34 protein-coding genes are annotated in these 21485 nt (G+C 62.6%); all 34 read left to right on the top strand.

Annotated elements, in window-relative coordinates:
* Nucleotides 1-139 precede the first annotated feature (139 nt).
* The 34 genes from QNO10_RS11305 (at nucleotide 140) to glmM (ending at nucleotide 21479) form a co-directional block, all read left to right on the top strand.
* Nucleotides 140-271, top strand: a complete 132-nt coding sequence (locus QNO10_RS11305) for a hypothetical protein (protein WP_269437800.1) — start codon at nucleotides 140-142, stop codon at nucleotides 269-271.
* A 519-nt stretch (nucleotides 272-790) separates the two neighbouring features.
* The gene (rpsJ, locus tag QNO10_RS11300) at nucleotides 791-1099 is read left to right on the top strand and encodes a 30S ribosomal protein S10 (protein ID WP_146361073.1); all 309 of its coding nucleotides are present in this window, start codon (nucleotides 791-793) and stop codon (nucleotides 1097-1099) included.
* A 16-nt stretch (nucleotides 1100-1115) separates the two neighbouring features.
* The gene (gene rplC / locus QNO10_RS11295; protein WP_229947286.1) at nucleotides 1116-1772 is read left to right on the top strand and encodes a 50S ribosomal protein L3; all 657 of its coding nucleotides are present in this window, start codon (nucleotides 1116-1118) and stop codon (nucleotides 1770-1772) included.
* A 4-nt stretch (nucleotides 1773-1776) separates the two neighbouring features.
* On the top strand, nucleotides 1777-2391 hold the full coding sequence (gene rplD, locus QNO10_RS11290; protein ID WP_229947288.1) for a 50S ribosomal protein L4: 615 nt from the start codon (nucleotides 1777-1779) through the stop codon (nucleotides 2389-2391).
* Nucleotides 2388-2693 carry a 50S ribosomal protein L23 gene (gene rplW, locus QNO10_RS11285; RefSeq protein WP_229947289.1) on the top strand — a complete coding sequence of 102 codons (306 nt, stop codon included), beginning with the start codon at nucleotides 2388-2390 and terminating at the stop codon, nucleotides 2691-2693. The genes rplD and rplW overlap by 4 nt, the downstream gene beginning before the upstream one ends.
* Nucleotides 2694-2723: 30 nt before the next feature.
* Nucleotides 2724-3563 (top strand): 50S ribosomal protein L2, encoded by an 840-nt coding sequence (gene rplB, locus QNO10_RS11280; protein ID WP_229947290.1) that lies wholly within the window; start codon nucleotides 2724-2726, stop codon nucleotides 3561-3563.
* Between the two features lie 12 nt (nucleotides 3564-3575).
* Nucleotides 3576-3857: a 30S ribosomal protein S19 gene (gene rpsS / locus QNO10_RS11275; RefSeq protein WP_104052734.1), complete on the top strand. Its 282-nt coding sequence runs from the start codon at nucleotides 3576-3578 to the stop codon at nucleotides 3855-3857.
* A 38-nt stretch (nucleotides 3858-3895) separates the two neighbouring features.
* On the top strand, nucleotides 3896-4261 hold the full coding sequence (gene rplV / locus QNO10_RS11270; RefSeq protein WP_229947291.1) for a 50S ribosomal protein L22: 366 nt from the start codon (nucleotides 3896-3898) through the stop codon (nucleotides 4259-4261).
* Nucleotides 4262-5104: a 30S ribosomal protein S3 gene (gene rpsC / locus QNO10_RS11265; RefSeq protein ID WP_229947292.1), complete on the top strand. Its 843-nt coding sequence runs from the start codon at nucleotides 4262-4264 to the stop codon at nucleotides 5102-5104.
* Nucleotides 5105-5521, top strand: coding sequence for a 50S ribosomal protein L16 (gene rplP, locus QNO10_RS11260; protein ID WP_055239353.1), 417 nt, complete (start codon nucleotides 5105-5107; stop codon nucleotides 5519-5521).
* Nucleotides 5522-5523: 2 nt separating this feature from the next.
* Nucleotides 5524-5853, top strand: coding sequence for a 50S ribosomal protein L29 (gene rpmC / locus QNO10_RS11255; RefSeq protein WP_269437801.1), 330 nt, complete (start codon nucleotides 5524-5526; stop codon nucleotides 5851-5853).
* Complete coding sequence (gene rpsQ, locus QNO10_RS11250; protein ID WP_283995865.1) at nucleotides 5850-6155, top strand: 30S ribosomal protein S17; 306 nt, start codon at nucleotides 5850-5852, stop codon at nucleotides 6153-6155. Before rpmC ends, rpsQ begins: the two co-directional genes overlap by 4 nt.
* Before the next feature lie 394 nt (nucleotides 6156-6549).
* Nucleotides 6550-6918 carry a 50S ribosomal protein L14 gene (rplN, locus tag QNO10_RS11245; protein WP_055239356.1) on the top strand — a complete coding sequence of 123 codons (369 nt, stop codon included), beginning with the start codon at nucleotides 6550-6552 and terminating at the stop codon, nucleotides 6916-6918.
* Nucleotides 6919-6921: 3 nt separating this feature from the next.
* On the top strand, nucleotides 6922-7281 hold the full coding sequence (rplX, locus tag QNO10_RS11240; RefSeq protein WP_229947293.1) for a 50S ribosomal protein L24: 360 nt from the start codon (nucleotides 6922-6924) through the stop codon (nucleotides 7279-7281).
* Nucleotides 7281-7850, top strand: a complete 570-nt coding sequence (gene rplE, locus QNO10_RS11235; protein ID WP_229947294.1) for a 50S ribosomal protein L5 — start codon at nucleotides 7281-7283, stop codon at nucleotides 7848-7850. Before rplX ends, rplE begins: the two co-directional genes overlap by 1 nt.
* A 90-nt stretch (nucleotides 7851-7940) precedes the next feature.
* Nucleotides 7941-8339: a 30S ribosomal protein S8 gene (gene rpsH / locus QNO10_RS11230; protein WP_146361106.1), complete on the top strand. Its 399-nt coding sequence runs from the start codon at nucleotides 7941-7943 to the stop codon at nucleotides 8337-8339.
* Nucleotides 8340-8357: 18 nt separating this feature from the next.
* Nucleotides 8358-8894 carry a 50S ribosomal protein L6 gene (gene rplF, locus QNO10_RS11225; RefSeq protein ID WP_229947296.1) on the top strand — a complete coding sequence of 179 codons (537 nt, stop codon included), beginning with the start codon at nucleotides 8358-8360 and terminating at the stop codon, nucleotides 8892-8894.
* Nucleotides 8895-8896: 2 nt separating this feature from the next.
* A complete protein-coding gene (rplR, locus tag QNO10_RS11220; protein ID WP_229947298.1) occupies nucleotides 8897-9280 on the top strand; it encodes a 50S ribosomal protein L18 in 384 nt (127 codons plus the stop codon).
* A gap of 29 nt (nucleotides 9281-9309) precedes the next feature.
* The gene (rpsE, locus tag QNO10_RS11215; protein WP_229947301.1) at nucleotides 9310-9990 is read left to right on the top strand and encodes a 30S ribosomal protein S5; all 681 of its coding nucleotides are present in this window, start codon (nucleotides 9310-9312) and stop codon (nucleotides 9988-9990) included.
* A complete protein-coding gene (rpmD, locus tag QNO10_RS11210) occupies nucleotides 9990-10202 on the top strand; it encodes a 50S ribosomal protein L30 (protein WP_227918717.1) in 213 nt (70 codons plus the stop codon). The genes rpsE and rpmD overlap by 1 nt, the downstream gene beginning before the upstream one ends.
* A gap of 1 nt (nucleotide 10203) precedes the next feature.
* Nucleotides 10204-10659: a 50S ribosomal protein L15 gene (rplO, locus tag QNO10_RS11205; RefSeq protein WP_229947302.1), complete on the top strand. Its 456-nt coding sequence runs from the start codon at nucleotides 10204-10206 to the stop codon at nucleotides 10657-10659.
* A 246-nt stretch (nucleotides 10660-10905) separates the two neighbouring features.
* On the top strand, nucleotides 10906-12216 hold the full coding sequence (gene secY / locus QNO10_RS11200) for a preprotein translocase subunit SecY (protein ID WP_229947305.1): 1311 nt from the start codon (nucleotides 10906-10908) through the stop codon (nucleotides 12214-12216).
* Entirely contained in the window at nucleotides 12213-12785 is a 573-nt protein-coding gene (locus tag QNO10_RS11195) for an adenylate kinase (protein ID WP_229947307.1), read from the top strand. The genes secY and QNO10_RS11195 overlap by 4 nt, the downstream gene beginning before the upstream one ends.
* Nucleotides 12786-12832: 47 nt before the next feature.
* Nucleotides 12833-13657 (top strand): type I methionyl aminopeptidase, encoded by an 825-nt coding sequence (gene map / locus QNO10_RS11190; RefSeq protein WP_229947309.1) that lies wholly within the window; start codon nucleotides 12833-12835, stop codon nucleotides 13655-13657.
* Between the two features lie 551 nt (nucleotides 13658-14208).
* Nucleotides 14209-14430, top strand: coding sequence for a translation initiation factor IF-1 (gene infA, locus QNO10_RS11185; protein WP_055239372.1), 222 nt, complete (start codon nucleotides 14209-14211; stop codon nucleotides 14428-14430).
* 84 nt (nucleotides 14431-14514) lie between these two features.
* A complete protein-coding gene (rpmJ, locus tag QNO10_RS11180) occupies nucleotides 14515-14628 on the top strand; it encodes a 50S ribosomal protein L36 (RefSeq protein ID WP_012397712.1) in 114 nt (37 codons plus the stop codon).
* 199 nt (nucleotides 14629-14827) lie between these two features.
* Nucleotides 14828-15205, top strand: a complete 378-nt coding sequence (gene rpsM / locus QNO10_RS11175; RefSeq protein WP_227903828.1) for a 30S ribosomal protein S13 — start codon at nucleotides 14828-14830, stop codon at nucleotides 15203-15205.
* A 66-nt stretch (nucleotides 15206-15271) separates the two neighbouring features.
* A complete protein-coding gene (rpsK, locus tag QNO10_RS11170) occupies nucleotides 15272-15673 on the top strand; it encodes a 30S ribosomal protein S11 (RefSeq protein WP_104052715.1) in 402 nt (133 codons plus the stop codon).
* A 184-nt stretch (nucleotides 15674-15857) separates the two neighbouring features.
* Nucleotides 15858-16868 (top strand): DNA-directed RNA polymerase subunit alpha, encoded by a 1011-nt coding sequence (locus tag QNO10_RS11165; RefSeq protein WP_229947310.1) that lies wholly within the window; start codon nucleotides 15858-15860, stop codon nucleotides 16866-16868.
* A gap of 65 nt (nucleotides 16869-16933) precedes the next feature.
* Entirely contained in the window at nucleotides 16934-17488 is a 555-nt protein-coding gene (gene rplQ, locus QNO10_RS11160) for a 50S ribosomal protein L17 (RefSeq protein ID WP_229947311.1), read from the top strand.
* A 38-nt stretch (nucleotides 17489-17526) separates the two neighbouring features.
* Nucleotides 17527-18456 carry a tRNA pseudouridine synthase A gene (locus QNO10_RS11155; protein WP_229947312.1) on the top strand — a complete coding sequence of 310 codons (930 nt, stop codon included), beginning with the start codon at nucleotides 17527-17529 and terminating at the stop codon, nucleotides 18454-18456.
* 306 nt (nucleotides 18457-18762) lie between these two features.
* Nucleotides 18763-19206, top strand: coding sequence for a 50S ribosomal protein L13 (rplM, locus tag QNO10_RS11150; RefSeq protein WP_227918698.1), 444 nt, complete (start codon nucleotides 18763-18765; stop codon nucleotides 19204-19206).
* A gap of 39 nt (nucleotides 19207-19245) precedes the next feature.
* The gene (gene rpsI / locus QNO10_RS11145; RefSeq protein ID WP_227918696.1) at nucleotides 19246-19743 is read left to right on the top strand and encodes a 30S ribosomal protein S9; all 498 of its coding nucleotides are present in this window, start codon (nucleotides 19246-19248) and stop codon (nucleotides 19741-19743) included.
* A gap of 365 nt (nucleotides 19744-20108) precedes the next feature.
* Nucleotides 20109-21479, top strand: coding sequence for a phosphoglucosamine mutase (glmM, locus tag QNO10_RS11140; protein WP_229947314.1), 1371 nt, complete (start codon nucleotides 20109-20111; stop codon nucleotides 21477-21479).
* Nucleotides 21480-21485: the final 6 nt, after the last annotated feature.

Raw genomic sequence — 21485 nt, 5'->3', positions numbered from 1 at the left:
AGCCGTCGTGGGCCGACGCTACCAGTTCGCTATGCGGGCTGGAACAGCCTTCCTGCAGACAGGGATACGGGCTGGCCGGATTCGGTCTCCTGCGGGGGCTCCCGCTGACGCCGCACCGGACCTCCGCTAGGCTCGGAGGATGGAAATCCTTATTCTCCTGGTCATCGTGGCTGCAGTCGCCGCAGGTACGGCGTGGTCCCGGAAACGCTTCCGTCCCGAGATCGACCGGGCGAAACGCATCCGCCGGGCCAACCGGGACGACAGGGCCTGACTTTCCCGCCCCTGCCGGGGGTGCGTTAGACTGGTCGCAGTAACACGCTGCCCATCCAATGGGGGCCCGGACCAGCTCCAGGGTTCCACCCCGGAGACGGAACCACAGGGGACAGCGTGCGCTGGATTCAGGAACCCCTTCGGGTCGGATGCCAATTAGCCATCCGTGCCTGAGTCTGGCAGACTAGAGAAGTTGTTCAAGCGCTTTTGTGCCCACATGCGCCCAGGTTCCTGCGATGAGCAGGAACAAGGCAGTGGTGAGATTGCGTCCCGGTCAGGATAATGCCTGATGCAGGGTCGGATCCTTCAGGGAAAGAGCCCATATATAACCCGCCCCTATTCTTGCTCGGCGTCGTCGGTCTCAACACCGCGACACGCCCGAGCGCGGGGGTCGGAGCCTCGGCAGGGTGAGGAACCCGGAATTATCCGGATTCAGTCTGTTGGAGGGGCGCCAGGCCGTAAGGCAGTTCGGTGCAAAAACTGTACAGAGAGCAATACTCGAAGAAAGAGGCACGACGCCATGGCGGGACAAAAAATCCGCATCCGGCTGAAGTCGTACGACCACGAGGTCATCGACGTATCAGCACGGAAGATCGTTGAGACGGTCACGCGTGCAGGCGCAACGGTAGTAGGCCCCGTGCCGCTGCCCACGGAAAAGAACGTTTACGTTGTTATCCGTTCGCCGCACAAGTACAAGGACAGCCGCGAGCACTTTGAAATGCGCACGCACAAGCGTCTGATCGACATCATTGACCCCACGCCTAAGGCCGTTGACTCGCTCATGCGTCTCGACCTGCCTGCAGACGTGAACATCGAAATCAAGCTGTAGGGGAGAGCGGATACTTATGTCTACTTCACTTACACGCCAGGTAAAGGGACTGCTGGGCACCAAGCTCGGCATGACCCAGGTCTGGGACGAGAACAACAAGCTCATCCCCGTAACCGTCGTCCAGGCTGACTCCAACGTCATCACGCAGCTGCGCAACGCGGAAAAGGACGGCTACACCGCCGTTCAGATCGGCTACGGCCAGATCGATCCGCGCAAGGTGACCAAGCCGCTGGCTGGCCACTTTGAAAAGGCCGGCGTCACGCCGCGCCGCCACGTAGTTGAACTGCGTACCGCCGATGCCGACACCTACGAGCTGGGACAGGAACTCTCCGTCGAGATGTTCGCTGCCGGCCAGAAGGTCGACGTCACCGGAACCTCCAAGGGTAAGGGCTTCGCAGGCGTCATGAAGCGTCACGGCTTCCACGGCGTCGGTGCCTCCCACGGCGCGCACAAGAACCACCGTAAGCCGGGTTCCATCGGTGGCGCATCCACCCCGGGCCGCGTCTTCAAGGGCGTTCGGATGGCGGGCCGCATGGGCGGCGTCCGTCACACCACCATGAACCTCACGGTTCACGGTGTGGACGCCGAGAAGTCGCTCCTGCTGATCAAGGGTGCCGTTCCCGGCGCCCGCGGCCAGGTCGTCCTCGTACGCACCGCCGTGAAGGGAGATTAGTCTCATGGCTAACGAAACCACTGTTGAATTCCCCGCAGAGATCTTCGACGTTCAGACGAACGTACCGCTGCTCCACCAGGTGGTAGTTGCTCAGCTTGCAGCCGCCCGCCAGGGTACGCACAAGACGAAGACGCGCGCCGAGGTAAGCGGCGCAGGCCGCAAGCCGTTCAAGCAGAAGGGCACCGGCCGGGCTCGTCAGGGCTCCATCCGTGCTCCCCACATGACCGGTGGCGGCGTGGTCCACGGACCGACGCCCCGCGATTACAGCCAGCGCACCCCCAAGAAGATGAAGGCTGCTGCACTGCGCGGCGCCCTGTCGGACCGGGCACGCAACGGCCGTATCCACGTCCTCGAAACCCTGGTTGCCGGCACTGCGCCGTCCACCAAGGATGCACTGAGCGCCCTGCGTTCGGTTTCGGACCGCAAGAACCTGCTCGTCGTCATCGAGCGCGCCAACGATGTTGCTGCACTGTCCGTGCGCAACGTCCCGGAAGTTCACGTGATCTACGTAGATCAGCTGAACACCTACGACGTGCTGGTTTCCGACGACGTGGTCTTCACCAAGGCTGCCTACGACGAGTTCGTCGGCAAGAACACAGTCAAGGAGGACGCCAAGTGAGTGCGACCACCGTGAAGGACCCGCGCGACGTAGTGCTTGCACCCGTCGTCTCGGAAAAGAGCTACGGCCTGATCGACGAAGGTAAGTACACCTTCCTGGTCGACCCCCGCTCGAACAAGACCGAGATCAAGCTGGCCGTGGAGAAAATCTTCTCCGTCAAGGTCGACTCGATCAACACCATCAACCGTGCCGGTAAGCGTAAGCGGACCAAGTTCGGATGGGGACAGCGCAAGAACACCAAGCGCGCCATTGTCACCCTCAAGGACGGCACAATCGACATCTTCGGCGGTCCGCTCAGCTAGGGCGGAGACCACTTTAACGAGGAATAAATAATGGGAATCCGTAAATACAAGCCGACTACCCCGGGCCGTCGCGGCTCGAGCGTAGCCGACTTCACCGAAATCACGCGGTCGACGCCGGAAAAGTCGTTGGTACGTCCGCTGCCCAAAAAGGGCGGCCGTAACAACACCGGTAAGATCACGACCAGGCACAAGGGTGGTGGACACAAGCGTCAGTACCGTCTGATCGACTTCCGCCGCCACGACAAGGACGGCGTTAACGCCCGCGTTGCAGAGATCGAATACGATCCGAACCGCACCGCCCGCATTGCGCTCCTGCACTACGTTGATGGCACCAAGCGTTACATCATTGCTCCGAACAAGCTGAAGCAGGGCGACTTCGTAGAGGCCGGTGCCGGTGCTGATATCAAGCCCGGCAACAACCTGCCCCTGCGTAACATCCCCGTGGGTACCACCATCCACGCCGTTGAACTGCGTCCGGGTGGCGGCGCCAAGATGGCCCGCTCCGCCGGTGCATCCGTTCAGCTCGTTGCAAAGGAAGGCCGCTTCGCCCAGCTGCGTCTGCCTTCCGGCGAAATCCGCAACGTTGACGTGCGCTGCCGCGCCACGGTCGGCGAGGTCGGCAACGCCGAGCAGTCGAACATCAACTGGGGCAAGGCCGGCCGTATGCGCTGGAAGGGCGTTCGCCCGACCGTCCGCGGTGTCGCCATGAACCCGGTCGACCACCCGCACGGTGGTGGTGAAGGTAAGACCTCCGGTGGACGCCACCCGGTCAACCCGAACGGTAAGCGCGAAGGCCGTACCCGCCGTCCCAATAAAGAGAGCGACAACCTCATTGTGCGTCGCCGTCGTTCCGGCAAGAACAAGCGATAGGAGCCTGGAAACATGCCACGCAGCCTGAAGAAAGGCCCCTTCGTCGACCAGCACCTGTTTCTCAAGGTAGCGGCCGAAAACGAAAAGGGCACCAAGAACGTCATCAAGACGTGGTCCCGCCGTTCGATGATCATCCCCGACATGCTCGGGCACACGATCGCCGTACACGACGGACGTAAGCACATTCCGGTGTTTGTCACCGAGTCGATGGTCGGGCACAAGCTCGGCGAATTCGCTCTGACGCGGACATTCCGCGGCCATGTGAAGGACGACCGCAAGGGCAAGCGCCGCTAGGCGCTGCTCTTTCGGCAGAAGACGAGAGAAGGAAAGCAATGGAAGCCAAGGCAATTGCGCGTCATATCCGCGTAACGCCTATGAAGGCCCGGCGCGTCGTCAACCTTGTTCGTGGCAAGCAAGCGAATGAGGCTCTGGCAATTCTGAAGTTTGCCCCCCAGGCAGCTTCGGAGCCGGTACTTAAGGTAGTTCAGTCGGCTATGGCCAATGCACGTGTCCTCGCGGACCGTGACGGCGTGGCCTTCGACGAAGGTGACCTCTTCATCAGCGAAGCATTTGTTGATGAAGGACCCACCATGAAGCGGTTCCAGCCGCGGGCCCAGGGCCGCGCGTACCGCATCAACAAGCGCACCAGCCACGTCACCGTGGTAGTCGCAACCCCTACGAACGAGGAGGAACGCTAAGTGGGACAGAAGGTAAACCCGCACGGGTTCCGACTCGGCATCACCACTGACCACGTATCGCACTGGTTTGCTGACAGCAACAAGCCGGGCCAGCGCTACAAGGACTTCGTCCGCGAGGACATCAAGATCCGTCAGCTGATGTCCACCGGCATGGACCGCGCCGGCATCGCCAAGGTTGAGATCGAGCGCACCCGCGACCGTGTCCGTGTGGATATCCACACTGCACGTCCGGGCATCGTGATCGGCCGCCGCGGCGCCGAAGCGGACCGCATCCGCGGCGAGCTCGAAAAGCTCACCGGCAAGCAGGTCCAGCTGAACATCCTCGAGGTCAAGAACCCCGAGATGGAAGCACAGCTGGTTGCCCAGGGTGTTGCTGAGCAGCTCTCTTCCCGCGTGGCTTTCCGCCGTGCGATGAAGAAGGCCATCCAGTCCGCACAGCGTGCAGGCGCCAAGGGTATCCGTATCCAGTGCTCCGGCCGTCTGGGCGGCGCTGAAATGAGCCGTTCGGAGTTCTACCGCGAAGGCCGTGTGCCCCTGCACACCCTCCGCGCGCAGATCGACTACGGTTTCTTCGAAGCCAAGACCACCTTCGGCCGCATTGGCGTAAAGGTCTGGATCTACAAGGGCGACGTTACCGCTAAGGAACTGGCTGCACAGCAGGCTGCTGCACCGTCCCGCGGACGCACCAACGACCGTCCGGGCCGCGGCCCGGCCGACCGCGGTGACCGTGGCGGCGACCGCCGTCGTCGTCCCGAGCGTGGCGACAAAGCCGCCGCGCCTGCTGCTGCAGAGGCTCCGGCCGCTGAGGCAGCTGCCCCCGCAGCAGAAGGAGGACAGGCTTAAATGCTTATCCCACGTCGAGTCAAATACCGTAAGCAGCACCACCCGGGTCGCTCCGGCGCTGCAACCGGCGGCACTGCCGTCAGCTTCGGCGAGTGGGGTATCCAGGCTCTGACGCCTGCATACGTCACCAACCGCCAGATTGAAGCTGCACGTATTGCCATGACACGCCACATCAAGCGCGGCGGTAAGGTCTGGATCAACATCTACCCGGACCGTCCGCTGACGAAGAAGCCTGCTGAAACCCGTATGGGTTCCGGTAAGGGTTCTCCGGAGTGGTGGGTTGCAAACGTCAAGCCGGGCCGGGTTCTCTTCGAACTCTCCGGTGTTTCCGAAGAGGTAGCTCGTGAGGCACTGCGCCTGGCGATCCATAAGCTGCCGTTGAAGGCACGCATTGTGCGTCGCGAGGGTGGTGAATAGAAATGGCAGTTGGATCAAAAGAGCTGACTACTGAGCAGCTGGACGGCTTCGATAAGGACCGTCTCGTAGAGGAACTGCGCAAGGCCAAGGAGGAGCTGTTCAACCTCCGTTTCCAGTCGGCCACGGGTCAGCTGGAGAACCACGGTCGTCTGCGCGCAGTCAAGCGCGACATCGCCCGCATCTACACGGTGCTGCGTGAGCGTGAACTGGGCATTCGTCCCGACGTTGCCGTTTCCGTACCGGAAGCAGCAGCTGAGGCACCGAAGAAGTCCAAGAAGAAGGCTACTGAGTCTGAAGCTGAAGCCAAGGTCGCTGAGGATGATGCCAAGTGAGCGAAAACAAGAATGAGGCAGCAGTGACAACTGACGCAAACGGCGCCGATGCCCGCGGGTACCGGAAGACCGCACGCGGCTACGTGGTCTCGGACAAGATGGACAAAACCATCGTCGTCCGGGTTGAAGACCGCGTAAAGCACGCCCTTTACGGCAAGGTTATTCGCCGGACCGAGAAGCGCAAGGCCCATGACGAGCAGAACGCTGCCGGCATTGGTGACCTCGTGCTGATCGCCGAGACCCGGCCGCTGTCCGCTACCAAGCGGTGGCGCCTGGTCGAGATCCTCGAAAAGGCCAAGTAACCTAGTAGTAAGAAGTACCGGCCGGCCCGCCGGTGTGAACCAGGCTTTGAGTCTGGGACACACCGGCACCGTCCACAGCGTGAGGGCCCCGGCCGCGTTATCATCTTCGATTTCGCATCCGGGGCCTTTTCGCGATAAACTTGAAATCTTGTCTGTGTGGTGCGGAAGTGTGTCCAGAGTCCGGTCGGAAGTCCGACAAGGAATCCGGCCAGGACCCGGCACTGTTTCCTCACCGCCGAATGAGACAAAAGCCCGATAATCTTGTTCGACGCCGCAACGCGGCCGCACTGGCGTGTGGCCCGCAGAGCCGGCGTTGAGTACCAGTATTACGGGGTCCACCCATATCCGTTCCGCAAGGCTCATTAGAGAACCGGCGCGACGACAGGAGTAATAAGTGATTCAGCAGGAGTCGCGACTGAAGGTCGCCGACAACACGGGTGCCAAGGAAATCTTGACCATCCGCGTTCTCGGTGGATCCGGCCGTCGCTACGCAGGCATTGGCGACACCATTGTTGCCACCGTCAAGGATGCAATCCCCGGCGGCAACGTCAAAAAGGGCGACGTGGTCAAGGCCGTCATCGTCCGTACCAAGAAGGAACGCCGCCGCCAGGACGGTTCCTACATCAAGTTCGATGAGAACGCTGCAGTGATCTTGAAGAATGACGGCGACCCCCGCGGTACCCGTATCTTCGGGCCCGTTGGCCGCGAACTTCGCGACAAGAAGTTCATGAAGATCATTTCGCTGGCTCCGGAGGTGCTGTAGTCCATGGCAAAAATCAAGAAGGGTGACCTCGTTCAGGTCATCACCGGCGCAAAGGCTGAGCGCGGCGGCGACCGCGGTAAGCAGGGCAAGGTCCTGAAGGTCTTCCCCGAGAGCAACCGCATCCTCGTTGAGGGCATCAACCGCGTCACCAAGCACACCAAGGTTGGCCAGTCCTCCCGCGGTTCCAAGACCGGCGGCATCGAGGTTGTCGAAGCCCCGATCCACGTTTCCAACGTCGCCATTGTCGACCCGGAGACGAAGAAGCCGACCCGCGTTGGCTTCCGCACCGCAACCGTCGAAAAAGATGGCCGTGAGCGCATTGTGCGTATCCGCGTGGCCAAGGGCTCTGGGAAGGACCTCTAATGACTGAGACTGTCACCAAGATCGTTCCCCGTCTGAAGACCCGCTACGCAGCGGAGATCAAGCAGACCCTGCAGGACGAATTCAACTACTCGAACGTCAACCAGGTTCCCGGCCTCGTCAAGGTCGTCGTGAACATGGGTGTTGGAGATGCCGCCAAGGACTCCAAGCTCATTGACGGTGCTGTCCGCGACCTTACCCAGATCACGGGCCAGAAGCCCCAGGTCACCAAGGCCCGCAAGTCCATCGCCCAGTTCAAGCTGCGCGAAGGCATGCCGATCGGTACGCACGTTACGCTGCGCGGCGACCGCATGTGGGAATTCGTGGACCGTCTGGTCACCCTGGCACTGCCCCGTATCCGTGACTTCCGCGGCCTGAACGGCAAGCAGTTCGACGGCAACGGCAACTACACGTTCGGTCTGACCGAGCAGTCGATGTTCCACGAAATCGATCAGGACAAGATCGACCGCGTACGCGGCATGGACATCACCGTGGTTACCACTGCAAAGACCGATGACGAGGGACGCGCGCTGCTGAAGGCGCTCGGCTTCCCGTTCAAATCCGAAGATTAATTACTACGTAACAGGTCCGACGGAGACCCGTGAGGCCAAGCCGCACGGAACTCCTGCAGGAAACCGTTACGAGGGAGGGCAAGAGCCCAAATGACAATGACAGATCCTGTCGCAGATATGCTCACGCGTCTGCGCAATGCAAACTCGGCATACCACGATTCCGTGTCCATGCCTTACAGCAAGCTCAAGGCGCGCGTTGCTGACATCCTGAAGGCCGAGGGCTACATCGCCGGCTGGAAGGAAGAAGAGGCCGAGGTTGGCAAGAAGCTGACCCTGGATCTCAAGTTCGGTCCGAACCGCGAGCGTTCCATCGCCGGCGTTCGCCGCATCTCCAAGCCCGGTCTCCGTGTTTACGCGAAGTCCACCAACCTGCCGCACGTGCTGGGTGGCCTGGGTATCGCAATCCTGTCGACGTCGTCAGGTCTCCTGACCGACCGTCAGGCCGCCAAGAAGGGCGTAGGTGGGGAAGTCCTCGCCTACGTCTGGTAGCAGGGAAGGGAAAGAAAAATGTCACGTATTGGACGTCTGCCCATCCCGGTTCCTGCCGGAGTAGATATCGCCATCAACGGCAACGTTGTATCCGTCAAGGGCGCGAAGGGCGAGCTGAGCCACACTGTGCCCAGCCCGATCACCGCATCGCTTGAAGACGGCACCATCACCGTTACCCGCCCGAATGACGAGCGCGAATCCCGCTCCCTCCACGGCCTGACCCGCACGCTGATCAGCAACATGATCACCGGCGTGACCGAGGGCTACAAGAAGGACCTGGAAATCGTTGGTACCGGTTACCGCGTTGTAGCGAAGGGCTCGGACCTCGAGTTCGCCCTGGGCTACAGCCACCCGGTCCCCGTCAAGGCCCCCGAAGGCATCACGCTTACCGTGGTTGGCCCGACGAAGGTCACCGTGTCCGGTATCGACAAGCAGCAGGTGGGCGAGGTTTCCGCCAACATCCGCAAGCTGCGTAAGCCCGACCCGTACAAGGGCAAGGGTATTCGTTACGCCGGCGAGATTGTCCGCCGCAAGGTCGGAAAGGCTGGTAAGTAACCATGGCCATCAGCATTAATAAGAAGCGAAACAGCAAGAGCAAGTCTGCCCTGCGCAGCCGTCGCCAGCTGCGTATCCGCAAGCGGATTTCCGGGACCGCGGCTCGTCCGCGCCTCGTGGTCAACCGCTCGGCCCGCCACGTATTCGTCCAGGTTGTCGATGACAGCCGCGGCGTAACCGTGGCCTCCGCCTCCACCATGGAAGCGGACCTGCGTGCACTGGACGGCGACAAGACCGCCAAGGCCAAGCGCGTCGGCGAGCTCGTCGCTGAGCGGTCCAAGGCCGCCGGCGTCGAAGCCGTTGTCTTTGACCGCGGTGGTAACCGCTACCACGGCCGTATTGCTGCAGTTGCAGACGGCGCACGTGAAGGTGGGCTGGCACTGTGACCGAGGTAAACAAGGAAAAGGAAAATCAGGTGACTGAAGCTACAGCTGCTGAGGCAACTGAGACCAAGGACGCTGCAGCTCCCGCCACTGACGACCGCCGCGGCGGACGTCGGGGCGAGCAGCGCGGCTCCGACCGTGGAGGCCGCGGAGAACGCGGTGGCCGCGGTGGCCGCGATGGCGGACGCAACGATGAGAAGGACAAGTTCATTGAACGCGTCGTGACCATCAACCGCGTTGCCAAGGTGGTCAAGGGTGGCCGTCGCTTCAGCTTCACCGCCCTCGTTGTTGTCGGAGACGGCAACGGCATGGTCGGCGTTGGCTACGGCAAGGCAAAGGAAGTTCCCTCCGCTATCGCGAAGGCCGTTGAAGAAGCCAAGAAGTCCTTCTTCCGCGTCCCCCGCATCGGTGGAACCGTCCCGCACCTCGTCCAGGGTGAAGCTGCCGCAGGCGTTGTCCTGCTGCGTCCGGCTTCCCCGGGTACCGGCGTTATCGCCGGTGGTCCGGTCCGTGCCATTCTCGAATGCGCCGGTATCCACGACGTCCTGTCCAAGTCGCTCGGGTCCTCCAACGCGATCAACATCGTGCACGCCACGGTTGACGCGCTGAAGCGCCTCGAAGAGCCCCAGGCAGTGGCAGCACGCCGCGGCCTTCCGCTCGACCGGGTTGTTCCCTACGCGATGCTCCGCAACATGCAGAAGGCAGGTGCCTGATGTCGACTCCGAAGAACGTTGTCGTTAGCACGGCTCGGCTGGAAATCACTCAGATCAAGTCCACCATCGGTGGTAAGCAGAATCAGCGCGACACGCTGCGTTCACTTGGCCTCAAGCACATCGGCGACTCTGTTGTCCGTACTGCTGATGCCGTGACCGTTGGCATGATCAACACGGTTCCGCACCTCGTGAAGGTTGAGGAGGCGAAGTAACATGCCCGAAGAAATCAAGACTCTCAAGGTCCACCACCTGCGTCCGGCACCCGGTGCCAAGACGGCCAAGACCCGTGTAGGCCGCGGTGAAGGTTCCAAGGGTAAGACGGCAGGCCGCGGTACCAAGGGTACGGCTGCCCGCTACCAGATCAAGGCCGGTTTCGCAGGCGGGCAGCTTCCGCTGCACATGCGCCTGCCGAAGCTGCGCGGCTTCAAGAACCCGTTCCGGGTCGAGTTCCAGGTTGTTAACCTGGACAAGATCTCGGAGCTGTTCCCCGAAGGCGGCGCCGTGACCATCGAAGCACTGGTTGCCAAGGGTGCGGTTCGCAAGAACCAGCCCGTGAAGGTTCTCGGCTCCGGCGACATCACCGTCAAGGTTGATGTCTCGGCCAACGCCTTCTCCGCCAGCGCTGCCGAAAAGATCGCTGCAGCCGGCGGATCCACCACCGCGGTCTAAAGACCTGCGTGGCGGTTCTGCTGCCCACCCCTGCCGGACGCGTAAGGCGCCCGGCGGGGGAGGGCTGCACGATCCACTGATTCACCACTGAACTCCTGGCGGACCCAACCCGGTCCGCCGGGAGTTCAGTTCCGTTTAAGGCAACTACCGCGCTCCGTACGCCGTTAACGCAGTACGGGCCGCGAGCGGCTAGACTCTGTTTCTGTCACAAGTCCGCATTGGACTTTCCAAACCTCAGGAGGACGCTTGCTTAGCGCTATTGGCCGGGCTTTCCGGACGCCGGATCTGCGACGCAAGCTGTTGTTTACGCTGGGAATCATCACTATCTTCCGCATGGGTGCTTTTATCCCGGCCCCGGGTGTTGACTACGGCAATGTGCAGCAGTGCTTGAATCTGGGTGCCACCTCGGGTGGTATCTACCAGTTCGTCAATCTTTTCAGCGGCGGTGCGCTGCTGCAGGTCTCCATCTTTGCCCTCGGCATCATGCCGTACATCACCGCCAGCATCATTGTTCAGCTGCTGCGCGTGGTGATCCCCCACTTCCAGGCCCTCTATGACGAAGGCCAGCAGGGGCAGTCCAAGCTGACCCAGTACACGCGGTACCTCACCATCGCGCTGGGCCTGCTTAACGCAACCACCGTCGTTTCCCTGGCCCGCTCGGGCGCACTCTTCAACAACCAGTGCACCCTGCCGGTCATCCCGGACGACAACCTGGTCACCATCCTCCTCCTGATCGTCACCCTGACCGCCGGTACCGGCGTCATCATGTGGATGGGCGAACTCGTGACGGAGAAGGGCGTGGGCAACGGCATGTCGCTGCTGATCTTCACCTCGATCGCCGCATCCTTCCCCAGCGCACTCGGTGCCATCCTCAGCGCCCAGGGCTGGACCATCTTCCTGGCCGTGATCGCCGTCGGCGTCCTGACGGTTGCCCTGGTCATCTTCGTGGAACAGTCGCAGCGCCGCATCCCGGTGCAGTACGCCAAGCGGATGATCGGCCGGCGGACCGTCGGCGGCACGAACACCTACATTCCCATCAAGGTGAATATGGCCGGCGTGATCCCCGTGATCTTCGCGTCCTCCATGCTCTACCTGCCGAGCCTGCTGGCGCAGTTCAATACGCCCAGCGAAGGAACGCCTCCGGGCTGGGTGGTATGGATCAACAACTACCTCGTCAGCGGCGACCACCCGCTGTACATGCTGGTGTACTTCCTGCTGATCGTCTTCTTCACGTACTTCTACGTCTCCATCACGTTCAACCCGGACGAGGTCTCGGAGAACATGAAGAAATACGGCGGCTTCATCCCGGGCATCCGGGCAGGCCGCCCCACCGCCGAATACCTGCAGTACGTGCTCTCCCGGATCACGCTGCCCGGCGCCCTGTACCTGGGCTTTGTCGCCCTGATCCCGCTGATTGCTCTGGTGTTGGTTGGAGCTAACCAGAACTTCCCGTTCGGCGGAACGTCAATCCTCATCATGGTTGGTGTGGGACTGGAAACGGTTAAACAAATTGACGCGCAGCTCCAGCAACGTCACTACGAAGGGTTATTGCGATGACAAGAATGCTCATTATCGGGCCTCCCGGCGCCGGTAAAGGAACTCAGGCTGCTCGGATTTCCGACCGCCTCGGTGTCACGGCAATATCGACCGGCGACATTTTCCGCACGAACGTCAAGGGCGGAACACCCCTGGGCGTAGAAGCCAAGAAGTACATCGACGCCGGCAACTTCGTTCCGGACAGCGTCACCAACGCCATGGTCCGCACCCGGCTGGCCGACGGCGACGTCGAGCCCGGCTTCCTCCTGGACGGCTACCCGCGCACCGTGGCGCAGGTCGAGGAGCTGGACGACATCCTCGCCGGCAACGGCCAGAAGCTCGACGCAGTGCTGCTGCTGACCGCCGACGACGACGAGCTGGTTGCCCGGCTGCTGCGCCGTGCCGAGGTTGAAGGCCGCAGCGACGACAACGAAGACGTTATCCGGCACCGCCTGGACCTCTACAAGAAGCAGACGTCCGACGTCGTGGCCCGCTACGAGGACCGCGGAATCGTGACCCGGGTGGACGGCCTCGGTGCCATCGATGAAGTCACCGAGCGCGTTATGGAAGCCTTGAAGGACCTGCGCTAAGAAGTCCCGGCGCTGCAAGTTATCCGCTAGAAAAAGTTAGAAGACACATGTTCGGCCAACCCCGAATCGAATACAAAACCAACGAGCAGATGCGCATCATGCGTGACGCCGGCCTGGTATTGATCTCCGCGCTCGACGCAGCCGTCAAGGCCGCCGACGTGGGAGTCAGCACCCGGGAAATCGACGCGGTGTTTGCCCGGGTACTCAAGGAAGCGGGAGCCACCTCCAATTTCCTGGGGTACTACGACTACCCGGCCACGGTCTGCACGTCCGTGAATGAGGAAGTTGTCCACGGCATCCCGGGGGACCGGGTCCTGCAGGACGGCGACATCATCTCCATCGACGGCGGGGCCGTCGTGAACGGCTGGCACTCGGACTCGGCGCGCACCGTCATTGTGGGCACCCCCGACCCCGAGGACCAGCGCCTGTCCGACGTCACTGAGAACGCCATGTGGCACGGCATCGCCGCCGCCGCTAAGGGCAAGTTCGTAGGTGACATCGGCGAGGCGGTGGATGACTACGTCAGCAGCGTCCCGGGCAAGCGCCTGGGCATCCTGGAGGATTACGTCGGCCACGGCATCGGCAGCGAAATGCACCAGGCACCGGATGTGCTGAACTACCGGACCGGACACCGCGGCCCCAAGCTGCGTCCGGGGCTGTGCCTGGCCATCGAACCGATGCTGGTTCGCGGCAAGATCCTCACCCGCACGCTCGATGACGACTGGACGGTTGTCACTGAAGACGGCAGCCGGTCCAGCCAGTGGGAGCATTCCGTTGCGATCCATGAAAAGGGGATCTGGGTGCTCACATCGCCCGACGGCGGCGCCTCCCGGCTTGAACCGCTGGGCGTCACACCGGTTCCGATTCCGTAGGAATCCGCCGCAGCTGTAATCCGCAGGCGGATACAGCATGCGGATACAGCAGGATAAACAGTCAGGCCCCGTTCCCACCCGGAACGGGGCCTGACTGTTTATGCGGGGCGGATGCGGGACGGGCCCCGCCCAGCCCGTGGACAAACAGGCCCTGGGTGAACAACGCGGGATGCCACGGGGAACACCCTTCCGGCGTTTGCCGGAGCTGCGGGCCTGCGGATGCGTGCCGACGGGCTCGCAGTGTATCCGTGGACGCTGGCCCGGCGCGGTAGGCGGCAGCTGCGGATGCGGGGGCGGACGGGATTGTCACCAACCGCACCGGGGCCTTGACGGGGTGGGGAAACACCCGCGGCAGGAACTGGACAGCGCGGGCGATTTAACTTATGGGGGGTCTTCCCGTAGAGTTATCTGTTGGTTGTCTCTACATTCGTGCCCGGATTGACCGCTTTCGATGCCTTGTGTGCCGAAGCGGTTGGCCCGGCAGGTGGAGCTGCCACATTCGAAAAACCGTTTCCGGTGATCTGCCGGGGACACAGACGTTAGCGGAGGATATGGCCAAGAAAGACGGCGTCATTGAGATCGAGGGCTCGGTAAACGAAGCCCTGCCCAACGCGATGTTCCGCGTTGAGCTGGCCAACGGCCACATTGTGCTCGCACACATCTCGGGAAAGATGCGTCAACACTACATTCGCATCCTCCCAGGAGACCGCGTTGTGGTGGAACTTAGCCCGTACGACCTCACCCGGGGTCGCATCGTCTACCGCTACAAATAAACCGCTGCAAAGACGGACAGCGTACCGGCACTGCCGGTGTGCCGGCCGTTCAAGCTCAACCCTGCAACCACGCAAAGGAAAACCATGAAGGTCCAGCCGAGCGTCAAGCAGATCTGCGATAAGTGCAAGGTGATTCGCCGTAACGGTCGAGTCATGGTGATCTGCGAGAACCCGCGCCACAAGCAGCGCCAGGGCTAATCAGCCTTTCTGCTCCGGAGTCCGCAAGGGCAACGGTAAGAGGGCCCCTGATTCAGGGATCAGCCCACGCGTAGTTAATTCAATATGGCAGTGCAGCGTCTATACGCGTGACGCATACCCCCGGTACGGAGGCCGGGGACCTGGCAACAGGGACGCACTGCTTCAGACCTCCGGTAATAACCAAAGGAGAACCGCCGATATGGCACGTCTCGCTGGCGTTGACATTCCCCGCGAAAAGCGGGTAGTGATTGCGCTTACCTACATCTACGGCGTGGGCAAGACCCGTGCAGAGCAGACCCTTGTAGAGACCGGCATCAGCCCGGAAACTCGCGTCAAGGACCTCACGGATGCTGAACTCGTTCAGCTGCGTGACTACATCGAGGGCAACTTCAAGGTTGAGGGTGACCTCCGCCGTGAGGTGGCCGCCGACATCCGCCGCAAGGTCGAAATCGGCAGCTACCAGGGCATCCGGCACCGCCGCGGCATGCCCGTCCACGGACAGCGCACGAAGACCAACGCTCGTACCCGCAAGGGCCCGAAGCGCACCGTTGCCGGTAAGAAGAAGGCCGGCCGCTAAATAAGCGGTCTTTCGGCCACGGCCCGAATCCGGGCCACCTAAACCAAACTCTTTGTAGGAGAAGTAATGCCCCCCAAGACTCGTGGAGCGGTCCGCAAGCCGCGTCGCAAGGATAAGAAGAATATCGCGCTCGGCCAGGCGCATATCAAGAGCACTTTTAACAACACCATCGTGTCCATCACGGACCCGTCCGGTGCTGTTATCTCATGGGCTTCCGCCGGTGAGGTTGGCTTCAAGGGCTCCCGTAAGTCCACCCCGTTCGCTGCTCAGATGGCTGCTGAAGCTGCCGCTAAGCGCGCACAGGAGCACGGCGTCCGCAAGGTCGACGTCTTCGTGAAGGGTCCGGGCTCCGGCCGCGAAACCGCTATCCGCTCGCTCCAGGCCACCGGCCTGGAGGTTGGCTCCATTTCGGATGTCACCCCGAGCGCGCACAACGGTTGCCGTCCCCCGAAGCGCCGCCGCGTATAAGCAGCACTGCGGTTCCGGGTTTCCTCCGGCGGGCACGGCCACTTTCCGAAGTGGCCTGCCCGCCGCAGGTCCCCGGTCCCGGGCTGGCTGTTAGCCGTCCAAGACGCCCGCGGAAGACCCGTCGTCGTCGTTTCCACCATTTGTGTTGCGTCATATAGCGGATGCTCGCTGAAAGGAAATGCAAGTGCTCATTGCACAGCGCCCCACCCTCACTGAAGAAGTCGTAGCCGACAACCGCTCACGGTTCATCATTGAACCCCTGGAGCCCGGTTTCGGGTACACCCTTGGTAACTCCCTCCGTCGTACCCTGCTGTCCTCCATCCCCGGTGCCGCTGTAACCAGCATCCGGCTCGAAGGCGTGCTGCACGAGTTCACGACGGTTCCCGGCGTCAAGGAAGATGTCACCGAGATCATCCTGAACGTCAAGAACCTCTCGGTTTCCTCCGAGCACGACGAACCCGTTGTGGCTTACCTGCGCAAGCAGGGCCCCGGCGTGGTTACGGCTGCGGACATCGCTCCGCCGGCCGGCGTGGAGTTCCACAACCCCGACCTGCACATTGCCACGCTGAACTCGAAGGGCAAGTTCGAACTCGAACTGACCATCGAGCGCGGCCGCGGCTATGTGTCGGCCAGCCAGAACAAGTCCGGTGACCAGGAGATCGGCCGCATCCCGGTCGACTCCATCTACTCGCCGGTCCTGAAGGTGACCTTCCGCGTGGAGGCCACCCGCGTTGAGCAGCGCACCGACTTCGACCGCCTGATTGTCGACGTCGAAACCAAGGATGCCATTGCACCGCGCGACGCCGTCGCCTCTGCCGGTACCACCCTGGTTGAACTGTTCGGCCTGGCACGTGAACTCAACACCGCCGCTGAAGGTATCGAAATCGGTCCGAGCCCCACGGATGCCGCACTGGCAGCCGATATGGCACTGCCGATCGAAGACCTCGAGCTGACCGTGCGTTCGTACAACTGCCTCAAGCGTGAAGGCATCCACACTGTGGGTGAACTCGTAGCCCGCTCCGAGGCTGACCTGATGGACATCCGCAACTTTGGTGCGAAGTCCATCGACGAGGTGAAGGCAAAGCTGGTTGAACTGGGTCTGTCCCTGAAGGATTCCCCTCCCGGGTTCGATCTGGCCGCCCGTGCCGCAGCTATTGAAGAGGACGAGTCCGAGTATTCGGACGACGAGCTCTAACTGAAGCAAATTCTTGCCGTCGGGCTTATGAAGCACCGCACGGCACCGTTTGAGGAGAAAATGTAATGCCTACACCCACCAAGGGTAAGCGCCTCGGAGGCAGCCCGGCACACCAGCGCCTGATGCTGGCCAACCTTGCCGCGCAGCTGTTCGAGCACAAGCAGATCACCACCACGGTGACCAAGGCCAAGCGTCTGCGTCCCTACGCAGAACGCCTGATCACGTTCGCAAAGCGCGGGGACCTGTCCTCCCGCCGCCGCGTCCTGGCCCTGATCTCCGACAAGGGCATCGTCCACGAGCTCTTCACCGACATTGCTCCGGCAGTCGAGAAGCGCGACGGCGGTTACACCCGTATCACCAAGATCGGCAACCGCAAGGGCGACAACGCTCCCATGGCCGTCATCGAGCTGGTACTGGAACCCCTTTCGGCCAAGCAGTCGGTTGTTGCTGAAGCCAGCACCGCCGCAGCCGCCGCAGCTCCGGCTCCGGCCGTTGAGTCTGCTGACTCCGCAGAATCTGCCGATTCCGCTGAGTCCGCCGATTCCGCTGATTCCGCTGAGTCTGCCGACTCCGCTGAAGAGGCACCCGAAGCAGTCGTAGAGACCGAAGAGAAGAAGTAATTCTTCGCTGACGTCCCGGTGCCCTTAATATGGGTGCTATGACTATTGAAAGGCCCGCCGTCCCCGAAATGGACGGCGGGCCTTTCCGCGTCCGGATGGACCTCGCGTATGACGGGGCCCCCTTCTCCGGCTGGGCCGCCCAGCCCGGCCTGCGGACCATCCAGGGCCTGGTTGAGGACGCACTGGAAGTCCTGCTGCGCCGCCACGTCCGGTTGACCGTGGCGGGCAGGACCGACGCCGGCGTGCACGCCCGGGGACAGGTGGTGCACTTCGACCTCACCGAAGCCGAATGGCATGAACTGGCCCGGGGACGGGACCTTGACCCGGGGGTGTCCCTGCGGCGCAGGCTGCACGGGGTGCTGAACAAGGAACTGACGATGCCGGCACGGCAGGCCGGCCTCCAGCGGCGTGCCATTGACGCTTTGGGCGGTGCCGTGGAAGTTCTGTCGGCCGCCCCCGCCCCGGCAGGCTTCGACGCCCGTTTCTCGGCACTGTGGCGGCGCTACAGCTACCGCATCTGCGACCTGCCGGAGAGCCGGGACCCGTTGTCGCGGCACACCACCCTCTGGTTCAAAGCACCCCTGGACGTCGACCGGATGAACGAAGCCGCCGCGGGAGTCCTCGGGATCCGGGACTTCCTGTCGTTCTGCAAGCCGCGGACAGGCTCCACCACCACGCGCGAACTCCTGGAGTTCGACTTCCGCCGGGGAGCCGACGGGATCGTCACCACGCACATCCAGGCAGATGCTTTCTGTCACAATATGGTCCGGTCGCTGGTGGGCGGTTCCCTGCTGGTCGGCGCGGGGGAGCGGAGGCCCCAGTGGCTGGCCGAACGCCTGATTGCGCGGGTCCGGGACTCGAAATCGCTCCTGGCACCGCCCCACCCGCTGGTGCTGGAAGAGGTCCGCTACCCGGCGGACGCCCACCTGGCACTCAGGGCCGAGCTGACCCGGGCGCAGCGCAAATAGCGCATCCCGGCGTCTGGGTCGTAAAATGGGGGCAAATCCCATATCCCGGCGCCCGGCAGCTTTTGACCAGACTACGTAAGCAGGCTATTGTTTATAGTCGTTGTGCGTGTCCTACCTCGATAGGCCTATGCCCACGGGAGCGGCTCAGTTGCAGAGCCACCTGGCCCCGGGGAAATAGCCGAGATATCAGGACCACTGGTTAATTCAGTCCTCACCTGACCATCCGGTAACGCATAGAGAAGCTGCACTGTCCATGGCATCCATGGGCGGCGCGCCACCTAAGAAGAAGAAACGAAGGCAAACACCGTGCGTACGTACACCCCGAAGCCCGGCGACATCAACCGCCAGTGGCACGTCATTGACGCCACCGACGTTGTCCTAGGCCGTCTTGCCAGCCAGACCGCAACACTGCTGCGCGGAAAGCACAAGCCGACCTTTGCTCCCCACATGGACATGGGCGATTTCGTCATCATCATCAACGCCGAGAAGGTTGCCCTCACCGGCGCCAAGCTCGAACAGAAGCGTGCCTACCGCCACTCGGGTTACCCGGGCGGTCTGTCCTCCGTCAACTACGCCGAACTGCTGGAGCAGAACCCGGTACGTGCAGTTGAGAAGGCCATCCGAGGCATGCTGCCCAAGAACTCCCTGGCTGCTGACCAGATCAGCAAGCTGAAGGTCTACCGCGGTGCCGAGCACCCGCATGCCGCTCAGCAGCCCAAGACCTACGAAATCAACCAGGTCGCCCAGTAGTTCTGGCCCGCCAACTAAGAAATTAATTCAAGGAGAATCGTGGCTCAGAACACTGAAGAGCTGAATGAAAACACCGAGGAGCTTTCGAGCTACACCTCGGAATCCTCTGACTCGGTTCAGGCCGACGTCAAGGAACGCCCCGCCCTGACCGTCCCCGGTTCCGCCGTGGGCCGCCGCAAGCAGGCTATTGCCCGCGTGCGCCTTGTCCCGGGTACCGGCAAGTGGATCGTCAACGACCGCGAGCTCGAGGATTACTTCCCGAACAAGCTGCACCAGCAGGAAGTCAACGAGCCGTTCAAGCTTCTTGACCTCGAAGGCGCCTACGACGTCATCGCACGCATCCACGGCGGCGGCCCCTCCGGCCAGGCCGGCGCGCTGCGTCTGGGCGTTGCCCGCTCGCTGAACGAGATCGACCGCGAGAACAACCGCCCCGCCCTGAAGAAGGCAGGCTTCCTGACTCGTGACGCCCGCGTCATCGAGCGTAAGAAGGCCGGTCTCAAGAAGGCCCGTAAGGCACCGCAGTACTCCAAGCGCTAATTCAGCGCTTCCCTTCGTGCAGTCGCTGGAGCGACTGCACGAAGGGTCCCTCGCGCTGAATTGGCGCTTGGCTCCACAAGCGCCGATCGGGGCTTGGCTCCACAAGCGCCAATTCAGCGCTTGGATGCACAAGAGCTGGTTCAGTGCCGGGGTTTGATCAAAAGGCAGTCGCTACGGCGGCTGCCTTTTGGCGTTTAAGTGCTGCTGCCACGTTGGGTTCACCACACCCGCGGCGGAATTTACCCGCCAACCGCGTACTTTGCTGTTTGCCGTTTCGGCCGCAGGGGCCCGGCGGTGGCAGAATGGGCCAGTAAGTTGCCCGTGGGCGGTTTCCGCTGTGGCTACAACCTGCTTGAGGATACGTAATGACTAGATTGTTTGGAACGGACGGCGTCCGTGGGCTGGCCAACGGACTGATCACCGCCGAAGTAGCCCTCGGGCTCGCCCAAGCCGCTGCGGTAGTGCTGGGCCACCGCCGCGTAGAACAGGGCCGCCGTCCGGTGGCCGTTGTGGCGCGTGACCCCCGGATCAGCGGTGATTTCATTTCCGCTGCCATGGAAGCCGGCCTTGCGAGCTCCGGTGTGGACGTATTCGACGCCGGTGTCCTCCCGACCCCGGCCGCAGCATTCCTGGTCGCCGACCTTGGTGCCGATTTCGGCGTCGTTATCTCCGCATCCCACAACGCGGCCCCCGACAACGGCATCAAGTTCCTGGCCCGCGGTGGCCAGAAGCTGGATGACGCCGTCGAGGACGCCATCGAAGCAGAAATGGCGCTTCCCAGCATGCGCCCGACCGGAAGCGACGTTGGGCGGATCCACCGCTTCGCCGACGCCGAGGACCGCTACGTGGTCCACCTGCTGCAGACCCTCCCGAACCGGATCGAGGGCCTCAAGGTCGTACTGGACTGCGCCCACGGCGCGGCCAGCGGCTGCTCGCCCCAGGTCTTTGCCGACGCAGGCGCAGAGGTGGTGGTCATCGGCGCGGAGCCGGACGGCATCAACATCAATGACGGCTACGGATCCACACACCTGGAGCAGCTGCAGGCGGCAGTCGTGGCACACGGCGCCGATCTCGGCATTGCGCACGACGGCGACGCGGACCGCTGCCTGGCCGTGGACCATGAGGGCACGGTCGTCGACGGCGACCAGATCATGGCGATCATGGCCGTGGCCATGAAGGAAGCCGGCAAGCTGAAGGACGATGCCCTGGTGGCAACTGTCATGAGCAACCTCGGCCTGAAGCTCGCCCTCCGCGACGCAGGCATCCAGGTGATCGAAACCGGTGTGGGGGACCGCTACGTGCTCGAAGGGATGCGCGGCGGCGGCTACAGCCTCGGCGGGGAGCAGTCCGGGCACGTGATCTTCTCCGAGTACGCAACCACCGGAGACGGAGTCCTCACGGGCCTGCAGCTTGCCGCACAGGTGGCACGGACCGGAAAGAGCCTCAAAGAGCTCGCCGGCGTGATGCAGAAGCTTCCGCAGGTGCTCATTAACGTCAAGGGGGTGGACCGGTCCGCCGTCCACTCGAATGAGACGGTCCAGCGTGCGGTCGAGCTGGCAGGACAGGCCCTGGGCGAAACCGGCCGGGTACTGCTGCGCCCCTCGGGAACCGAACCGGTAGTCCGGGTCATGGTGGAGGCAGCGGACATGGAGACCGCCGCTGAAACGGCCCGCCGCCTCGCGGAAACGGTCGAGCTTAACCTGGCGCTCAGCGCCGACGCCGGCGCAGCAGTCTAGCGGAGG

It is taken from the genome of Arthrobacter sp. zg-Y919, assembly GCF_030142045.1.
Lineage (GTDB): Bacteria > Actinomycetota > Actinomycetes > Actinomycetales > Micrococcaceae > Arthrobacter_B.
The sequence above is the reverse complement of the archived record's forward strand: the minus strand, read 5'-3'. Positions and strand labels throughout refer to the sequence as shown.

Coding starts and splice junctions, on each gene's coding strand:
- QNO10_RS11305 (WP_269437800.1), top strand. CDS start 140: ATGGAAATCCTTATTCTCCTGGTCATCGTGGCTGCAGTCGCCGCAGGT.
- rpsJ (WP_146361073.1), top strand. CDS start 791: ATGGCGGGACAAAAAATCCGCATCCGGCTGAAGTCGTACGACCACGAG.
- rplC (WP_229947286.1), top strand. CDS start 1,116: ATGTCTACTTCACTTACACGCCAGGTAAAGGGACTGCTGGGCACCAAG.
- rplD (WP_229947288.1), top strand. CDS start 1,777: ATGGCTAACGAAACCACTGTTGAATTCCCCGCAGAGATCTTCGACGTT.
- rplB (WP_229947290.1), top strand. CDS start 2,724: ATGGGAATCCGTAAATACAAGCCGACTACCCCGGGCCGTCGCGGCTCG.
- rpsS (WP_104052734.1), top strand. CDS start 3,576: ATGCCACGCAGCCTGAAGAAAGGCCCCTTCGTCGACCAGCACCTGTTT.
- rplV (WP_229947291.1), top strand. CDS start 3,896: ATGGAAGCCAAGGCAATTGCGCGTCATATCCGCGTAACGCCTATGAAG.
- rplP (WP_055239353.1), top strand. CDS start 5,105: ATGCTTATCCCACGTCGAGTCAAATACCGTAAGCAGCACCACCCGGGT.
- rpmC (WP_269437801.1), top strand. CDS start 5,524: ATGGCAGTTGGATCAAAAGAGCTGACTACTGAGCAGCTGGACGGCTTC.
- rplX (WP_229947293.1), top strand. CDS start 6,922: ATGGCAAAAATCAAGAAGGGTGACCTCGTTCAGGTCATCACCGGCGCA.
- rplE (WP_229947294.1), top strand. CDS start 7,281: ATGACTGAGACTGTCACCAAGATCGTTCCCCGTCTGAAGACCCGCTAC.
- rpsH (WP_146361106.1), top strand. CDS start 7,941: ATGACAATGACAGATCCTGTCGCAGATATGCTCACGCGTCTGCGCAAT.
- rplF (WP_229947296.1), top strand. CDS start 8,358: ATGTCACGTATTGGACGTCTGCCCATCCCGGTTCCTGCCGGAGTAGAT.
- rplR (WP_229947298.1), top strand. CDS start 8,897: ATGGCCATCAGCATTAATAAGAAGCGAAACAGCAAGAGCAAGTCTGCC.
- rpmD (WP_227918717.1), top strand. CDS start 9,990: ATGTCGACTCCGAAGAACGTTGTCGTTAGCACGGCTCGGCTGGAAATC.
- rplO (WP_229947302.1), top strand. CDS start 10,204: ATGCCCGAAGAAATCAAGACTCTCAAGGTCCACCACCTGCGTCCGGCA.
- QNO10_RS11195 (WP_229947307.1), top strand. CDS start 12,213: ATGACAAGAATGCTCATTATCGGGCCTCCCGGCGCCGGTAAAGGAACT.
- map (WP_229947309.1), top strand. CDS start 12,833: ATGTTCGGCCAACCCCGAATCGAATACAAAACCAACGAGCAGATGCGC.
- infA (WP_055239372.1), top strand. CDS start 14,209: ATGGCCAAGAAAGACGGCGTCATTGAGATCGAGGGCTCGGTAAACGAA.
- rpmJ (WP_012397712.1), top strand. CDS start 14,515: ATGAAGGTCCAGCCGAGCGTCAAGCAGATCTGCGATAAGTGCAAGGTG.
- rpsM (WP_227903828.1), top strand. CDS start 14,828: ATGGCACGTCTCGCTGGCGTTGACATTCCCCGCGAAAAGCGGGTAGTG.
- rpsK (WP_104052715.1), top strand. CDS start 15,272: ATGCCCCCCAAGACTCGTGGAGCGGTCCGCAAGCCGCGTCGCAAGGAT.
- rplQ (WP_229947311.1), top strand. CDS start 16,934: ATGCCTACACCCACCAAGGGTAAGCGCCTCGGAGGCAGCCCGGCACAC.
- QNO10_RS11155 (WP_229947312.1), top strand. CDS start 17,527: ATGACTATTGAAAGGCCCGCCGTCCCCGAAATGGACGGCGGGCCTTTC.
- glmM (WP_229947314.1), top strand. CDS start 20,109: ATGACTAGATTGTTTGGAACGGACGGCGTCCGTGGGCTGGCCAACGGA.